The sequence below is a fragment of the Vibrio sp. 10N.222.48.A3 genome (assembly GCF_041475345.1).
In the GTDB taxonomy this organism is placed as follows: Bacteria; Pseudomonadota; Gammaproteobacteria; order Enterobacterales; family Vibrionaceae; genus Vibrio; species Vibrio tasmaniensis_A.
In genome coordinates this window covers 1-7,010 of sequence record NZ_JBFRVX010000823.1, presented here as the reverse complement: position 1 = coordinate 7,010, position 7,010 = coordinate 1, and the positions used below count along the sequence as shown (strand labels likewise).

Annotated in this window: 7 protein-coding genes; 4 read left to right on the top strand and 3 right to left on the bottom strand. The window is 43.4% G+C overall.

Annotated features, from left to right (window positions below; translation table 11 throughout):
- Window positions 1-1,259, top strand: a 1,259-nt coding sequence (locus AB4653_RS20310) for a peptidoglycan DD-metalloendopeptidase family protein (protein WP_372105174.1), incomplete at its 5' end; no start/stop codon positions are given.
- A gap of 150 nt (window positions 1,260-1,409) precedes the next feature.
- On the opposite strand, the gene AB4653_RS20305 is transcribed toward AB4653_RS20310, so the two are convergent.
- On the bottom strand, window positions 1,410-3,254 hold the full coding sequence (locus tag AB4653_RS20305) for a bifunctional diguanylate cyclase/phosphodiesterase (protein WP_102257523.1): 1,845 nt from the start codon (window positions 3,252-3,254) through the stop codon (window positions 1,410-1,412).
- Between the two features lie 180 nt (window positions 3,255-3,434).
- A complete protein-coding gene (locus AB4653_RS20300; protein WP_102257522.1) occupies window positions 3,435-4,331 on the bottom strand; it encodes a LysR family transcriptional regulator in 897 nt (298 codons plus the stop codon).
- Between the two features lie 108 nt (window positions 4,332-4,439).
- Between AB4653_RS20300 and AB4653_RS20295 the strand changes: the two genes are divergently transcribed.
- From AB4653_RS20295 to AB4653_RS20285, 3 genes are all read left to right on the top strand, one after another.
- Window positions 4,440-5,645 (top strand): multidrug effflux MFS transporter, encoded by a 1,206-nt coding sequence (locus AB4653_RS20295; protein ID WP_012600277.1) that lies wholly within the window; start codon window positions 4,440-4,442, stop codon window positions 5,643-5,645.
- A gap of 122 nt (window positions 5,646-5,767) precedes the next feature.
- Window positions 5,768-6,118 (top strand): hypothetical protein, encoded by a 351-nt coding sequence (locus tag AB4653_RS20290; protein ID WP_004731829.1) that lies wholly within the window; start codon window positions 5,768-5,770, stop codon window positions 6,116-6,118.
- Window positions 6,119-6,455: 337 nt separating this feature from the next.
- Window positions 6,456-6,590, top strand: a complete 135-nt coding sequence (locus AB4653_RS20285; protein WP_004731825.1) for a hypothetical protein — start codon at window positions 6,456-6,458, stop codon at window positions 6,588-6,590.
- Window positions 6,591-6,746: 156 nt separating this feature from the next.
- Here the strand turns inward: AB4653_RS20285 and AB4653_RS20280 are convergent.
- Window positions 6,747-7,010 (bottom strand): glutaredoxin domain-containing protein (locus tag AB4653_RS20280; protein WP_372105172.1); only part of this gene is annotated, 264 nt, incomplete at its 5' end.

Sequence of the window (7,010 nt, the reverse complement as noted above, 5' to 3'; positions counted from 1 at the left end):
AGCTTTCACCTGTAAAAAAAGCAGCAATTTTAGGTCTGCCACTTATTGCAGTGATAAGTGTTGCTTTGCAATATTCACCATCAAATCTGACGAAAACGATCGATCTTGATTTGCCAGACTCAACCGTTATTGAGTCAATTCTGTCACCTCCTTCTGCTACCGTTATCGAGCCACCGACGTTTGAATATCAAATTCAATCAGGCGATAACTTAAGTAGCATTTTCACTCAGCTTGGGTTTTCTTATAACTCGATGATGAGCGTGATGGAAACCGATTTGAACTTCCTTGCGTTAGACACGCTTCGTCCGGGTAATACATTACGCTTTTGGCGTGACGAAGCGACGGGCAACCTTTCAAAAATGGAACTTCAATTTAGTGTCGCGGACAAAGTGGTTTATCGACTGCTTGATGACGGCAGCTACGAATTCGAAGACATTTCTATTCCGGGTGAATGGAAGCAAAAGCCTTTAGTGGGCGATATCCATGGCAGTTTCTCTATGTCAGCGAACAAAGTTGGCCTGAACAGTATTGAGATTGACCATATTGTGACTCTTCTTAAAGATAAGCTGAATTTCAGCCGAGACTTACGTGCGGGTGATCAGTTTGAAGTGCTTCAAAAAGCGCAATTCGTTGATGGTGTCGCAACCGGGAAACGTGAAATAGAAGCCATCAAGATCATGAACCGTAACCGTGTTGTTTCAGCGTACTTACACACTGACGGACAATATTACGATGCCAATGGCGATAGCTTACAACGCGCTTTCCAACGTTACCCTGTGAGCCGTGGTTGGCGTCAAAGTTCTCAGTTTAATCCTAAGCGCTTACACCCTGTGACTGGGCGAGTCTCTCCGCATAACGGCACAGATTTCGCGACGCCAATTGGCACACCCGTTCAAGCAACAGGTGATGGTAAAGTGATCATGACTCGTAAGCACCCATATGCGGGTAACTATGTGGTGATTCAGCATGGCAGCACATACAAAACACGCTACCTACACTTGAGTAAGATCCTCGTTCGTAAAGGGCAAACGGTATCTCGTGGTCAGCGTATTGGTTTATCAGGTAAAACGGGCCGAGTGACGGGGGCGCACTTACATTACGAATTGATCGAACGTGGTCGTCCTGTCAATGCAATGAAAGCAAATATTCCGATGGCCGATTCCGTACCTAAAAAGGAAAAAGCGACATTCGTAGCCGCTAGAGATGAAGCCGACAAGCTATTAAAGAAAGCTCTAGAAAAACAATCGAATAATAGCTAGCAGCTGACTATATGTCGTCAAGGTAACCGTTAGCTAGATGGTTGCGAGTAATGATGTAGCCTTTAAAGCCGTGAGTGCAGAACTAAATACTTAAATGTTTAGTGATACGCTCGCGGCTTTTTGATTTTAGGTTGAGGTAGTAAACGGCGTTTAGGCTAGAGGTTCTGAGTGAGTGACGTAGCTAACGATAGCTTCTGGTCGCATAGGTGGAGAGTAGAGGTATCCTTGAATTTTGTCACACCCCATTGCGTGCAGCTTTTCTAATTGCTCACGCTTCTCTACGCCTTCCGCAACCAATGACACATTGAGTCTGTGTGCCAGTTGAACAATCAACCACACAACACTTTCGGATGTTGAGTTTGTCAGCAAATTTCGAATAAAGGTGGCATCAATCTTAATACAATCGATAGGGTAGCTATGAATGTAATTTAAGCTTGAGTAACCAGTACCGAAATCATCTAGAGCGATCGTGAACCCTTGTCCCCTTAGAAAGTCGAGTGCTGACTTTGTTTCTTGAGTTGGAGATAACAGCACGGTTTCGGTTAGCTCAATGACAAACTCGTTTGCTTTAAAGTGATGCTGTTCAATCGTTCGAGTGAGATAGGAAATATAACGCTTAGAATCGGTAAGCTCGTGAGCGGAGCAGTTTATTCCAAGCTTAACTTTGTAGCCTAAGCCTCGCTCCAATGTTGTTTTAGCGCGGCATACCAATTCGATGATCCGTTCACCCAGTTCCACAATCAACCCCGATTCTTCCGCTACCTGAATGAACTCCACTGGCGAGATGTCGCCATGTCTTGTGGTTTTCCAACGAGTTAACACCTCGAAGTAATCCCATCGTGTATCAATGTGATCAACGATTGGTTGTACAACCACGTACATTCCATTGTCATTAGGTGCCTGACTGTCTGATATGGTGCTATCAAGCTCACTTCGTAAGGCGGCGATTAACTCGGCTTTCCTTTGGTAACGAACCCTTAGGTGAGTGTCGTAACATTGAATATGAGTATCTTGACTATGCTGGCACTCTTTTAGCGCCAAACTGGTGTTGAAGATGATTTGCTCTACGTCTTTATTGTCTCCATCTGACCGGGCAATGCCGATGCTGACGTCGAAATCGATTTTGATATCAATACTAGTGTAACCTTGCTTTATCTTATCCAGTATTTGTTTGCAAACCGCTATTGGGTCTGAATGATAGGTAATGAATGCGAACTCATTGCCAGCCGTCCGGAACGTCAGGTTGTTGTCGGGCAAGGTTCGGCGCAAGGTCTCTGCAACGAACTGAAGCACCTTATCGCCAATATAATTACCGTGCATATCATTAATGGCTTTGAAGCTATTGATGTCGAGCAGAGCGAGCGTGAAGGGAGTGACACTCTGCTGAGTGATCGATTCCAAGGTGTCTGATAAGCAGCTACGGTTTAATAGCCCAGTTAGACTATCGTGTGATACTTCGTAACTGAGTTGATTAACCAGTTGCTCAGAACGGTCGTTGAACCACATTTCACGCAAGGTGTGAATGACGATATCTGCGAACAACTGGTGGTGTTTTATCACATCTTGTTGCTGATCTGTACTCATAGGCGAACTAAAGGTTGAGAAAAGCACACCCATGACTTCGCCACTTTGACTGCGTGCTGGGATAGCGATTGAGTTCTGTGAGGTGATTTCCTGTCTAAATGCTGATGTTGGGAGTGACTGAACGATATACTGAGCAAATGAGCAATCTGGGTGTTTTTGATTAACGGCTTGTTGGTATATGTGACCATGGCGTGCGTTTATTTTGTCATGCAGTACATGGTCAGAATGGGCAATGACCAAAGGAACCATTTGATCGGGGAAGTGCTTTTTCTCAATGATACTGGTGTATTGAGTACCGAAGGTTTGATGCAAAGTAAGCACGGCAGACTCTAAAAGGTCGATACCTTCCAATTTGAGTAAGCGGCCAATGCGCTCTGTGTCTATCATGCAATTGCGTGTATGTTGAGTCATAGTCACCATCCGTAGCCAACCAGAATCGTGTGTAAGCTGTATGTGTATGATCTTGTGTATACGATCTTGTAGCAGCACCGTCTTAAATATTAACAATGCAACTTGCATTAATAATTTTGATATGCGTCTAGTTTATTATCGATCGTGTTGTGTGATTTTTCAAATTTAGTGCGATATATTTCAAAAAATTTGACTATTTCTTTCTTTGTCTAGCCTATCTTTTAGGTGGTCTAAAAATAGCTTGGTTCGTGTATGTGAGTAGTCAAGCTTAGGGTAGTACGCGTAAACCATCACTTCGTCGGCTGTTATATTTGGTAATACTGGAACCAGTGTCCCTTGTTTAAGATCCTCTTTGATCATTGCTTTGATGGTTAACAGTACGCCCATTCCTCGCTTCGCGGCATGAAACAAAGCCTCAGGATTGGTGGTCGCAAAGTTACCGTTCAAAGTGATGCGTTGTCCTTTAGTTAGCGTGACTTCACGAATAGGACGCTCTCCCCATATTAAGGAGTTGTGCTGTTCTAAGTCTTGCTCGTTGATGGGATAACCATGTTTAGCCAAGTAACTGGGAGCGGCATAAAAGCTGGCTTTGTGTTCAAATAGTGGTGTTTTCTTGAAGCTTAACGAGTTGAGTTGTTCCAGTTCACGACTGATCACCAGGTCCAAGCCAAGCTCAGGTAATTGACCTGGCGTGGTGGTGATAAGCTGTACTTTAATGTCTGGATACTTTTCTAAGAAGTCGTCCATGTATTGCACGAGAAACTTAGAACCAACAGCAATGGTTGCGCCAATCTTTAGCAGGCCCGCAGGCGTTTGGTTAACCGATCGGGTTTCATCAATAATCGATTGCCAATTATCGAGCTGATCTTTGGCTCGCAGATAAAAGAGAGCCCCCGCTTCGGTTTGGCTGATTGAGCGCGTGGTGCGCTTTAATAGTTGAGTGCCAATACGTTCTTCTAACCAGTTCACTCTTTTGCTGATCGCTGAGCTGGTGGTATTGAGTTTACGCGCTGCGCCATTGAAGCTGCCTTCTTCCACCACTTTTACATAACTTTTTACGTTAAGAATCCAATCCATACTATTTCCTGTTGGGACTTAATTAAATTCCAATTTAGCTAATTATCAATTATTGGTTTTGAATGTAAACTCATCTGATGAACAAATAACAAACGAATAGGGAATTTTTTGAGCCAATCGACCTTTAAAAAAACACCGCTACTCTTAGCCATGATGATCATAGCTACAGGACAGGTAGGGGTGAGTATCTATTTACCATCATTGCCGCTAATTGCTTCAGACTTAAGTGTGACTCAGGTAGATGTACAGCTGCTCGTTACGCTGTTTCTTGTGGGTTTTGGCTTGTCTCAGCTATTTTACGGGCCGATGTCCGATGCCGTGGGGAGAAGACCTATCTTCTTGTTAGGTCAGGGTGTTTATTTGATTGGTACTGTTGTTTGTGTTGTTTTTTCCGACAACATGACGGCGTTAGAGGTTGGTCGCTTGTTGCAAGGTCTAGGTGCGGGTAGTGCCTCGGTTCTTGGGCGAAGTGTGCTGCGCGACAGCTATGATGGCCTTCAACTGACCAAAGCACTGTCTTATATTTCGGTCACCGCTTCGATCATGCCGATTATTGCGCCCGTGTTTGGTGGTTGGATCTCATTCCACCTCGGTTGGCAGGCGGTGTTCCTGTTTGTTCTTGTGTATTTACTGGCGATATTCACTCTCGGCTATTTTGTTCTTCATGAAACTTTACCATACGGGAAGAGCCGCTTTGAAGTCAGTCAAGTGGTCAAGAACTATGGCCGTTTGTTGACGAATCGCCAAGTGTTGACCAGTGCCAGTTATAATTGGATGAGTTACATGGCGAGTTTGGTGTCGCTATCGCTGTTTCCATTCTTAATGCAAGAGCAATTGGGGCTGACAGCCGCTGAATACGGATCGTTGATGATAGTCCCTTCGGCTGGCTTACTGATTGGTAGCGTGGCTTTGAACTTGCTCAATCGTAGGTTTAGTACACCACAATTGATGAGTCTTGCGATTTTGATCATTTTAGCTTCAGGGACTTGGTTACTTACTCATGAGTTATCCATCTTTAACTTAGTGTGGGCATTTACGTGGTTAGCTATCGCTCAAGGTATCTCCTTCCCTCTATCGATCAGTATGCTATTAGAACCTCATAAGAAGAAAGCGGGCGCGGTGTCGGCACTGTCAGGTTCAATTCAGATGTGTTTGGCGGGTTTACTTGGTGGATATCTAGTCGAGAGTTGGGTGACGACTCACCTACAGCTCGGCGTGTTTTATCTGATTATTGGCGCTTGTATGGCTACAGTACTTTGGTCTTCAACGAGAATGAATAAGAAAGCCACAGCTACCGAAGTTGAGTACAGTTAAGCAGCTGAAGTACAGACCAGTTAAACAGCTAGCTCGCTATAGTTCAGCATACAGTCGTTAATACGTTGTATTTGTATGGATGGTTTTCTACAATACCAGCGTCCATTTAATAGGTAATAAACATGCAGCAAAATGAATTTGAAGTACTGGTAAAAGCTATCTGCGCACTAGATGGCCTGCCTCAAGCACTTGAGTTATTGAAATCCAATGAGGATACAGAAGTCGCTGAGGCTGCTGGATCACTAACAGGTCAATTTGCGCTAGCTGAAGTTGAAGGCGAAAAGCGTATTTACCACGTGACGCTTCAAGAAAATGAACAAGGCGAAGAGCAAGAGTACATCGAACATGTCATGAATGAAGGCGATGACTTAATCAAATTTGCAGCTTGGTTCTTTGAAACTATGTTTGAATTAAAGCAAAAAGACACATACCAAATTGCGGGTAAAACTTACAGACAGCCAAAGCGTAGCTAGTGTTTTAGTTACTAACTATTAGGCATTAGCGAATAGTGTCCTTTTTAAGGTCAGTGTTTCTAAGCTAAGTATTTAAAAAGCAGCTCTCTTGAGCTGCTTTTTTTATGAATGTCTAAACCAATGTCTTGGATTGCAAATGGGTATGGTGAATCAAGGTTAGACGGACTTAACATTAACTCATTGATATAACGATACAATGCTGATTTACGCAGAAACAAGAATACGGACGTTGCAATAGGATGAGTCAGTTGCACTAAAATGTGATTTAGATCTTGTTTTTGGCCGCTTTAAGTGTAGAATCCGCGCATAAGAAAATCGATTATGTGCGGAGATAAGCATGAATTACGAACTAGGCCACGCATACCTTGGTCAAATGGTAGCAAAAAACATGATGCACGAAGCATTGTATGGCAAGCCAAAGCCAAAAAAAGCATCATTCTTTAAGCGAATGATGAAGAAAATGGCGAAATAAGCATTTTCAAAAACGGAATTTAAAAAGGCCTTAAACTCGATGAAGTTTAAGGCCTTTTTCGTTTTAGCGATTAATGAAGGTCATCGCTCGTTTTGTTGTGGATGGACACAAAAAACACTGATTAATTCCCGATCGGATTTGTAACTCTGTGTGAGTTTAACCTGTCGATTGGTTGGATAGGTCGACAACATTATTCGGGATGGTATCTAAACCATTTTCTTTCATCCATGCTTCTAAGTTGTCTGCTCCACCGATGTATTTACCATCGAGCCAGATCTGAGGAACGGTTACTGGTGTTTTCTCACCAATGTGCGCTTTGACCTCTGGAATCATGCGATACAAAGCTGCGCTGTCTTTTACGACATCGTGGTATTGGTATTCAACACCCGCTTCATCAAGCATTTTCTTTGCCTTAACGCA

What these genes read in the sequence shown, in the direction of transcription:
- AB4653_RS20305 (WP_102257523.1), bottom strand. Translation starts at nt 3,254, where the DNA reads ATGACTCAACATACACGCAATTGCATGATAGACACAGAGCGCATTGGC.
- AB4653_RS20300 (WP_102257522.1), bottom strand. Translation starts at nt 4,331, where the DNA reads ATGGATTGGATTCTTAACGTAAAAAGTTATGTAAAAGTGGTGGAAGAA.
- AB4653_RS20290 (WP_004731829.1), top strand. Translation starts at nt 5,768, where the DNA reads ATGCAGCAAAATGAATTTGAAGTACTGGTAAAAGCTATCTGCGCACTA.
- AB4653_RS20285 (WP_004731825.1), top strand. Translation starts at nt 6,456, where the DNA reads ATGAATTACGAACTAGGCCACGCATACCTTGGTCAAATGGTAGCAAAA.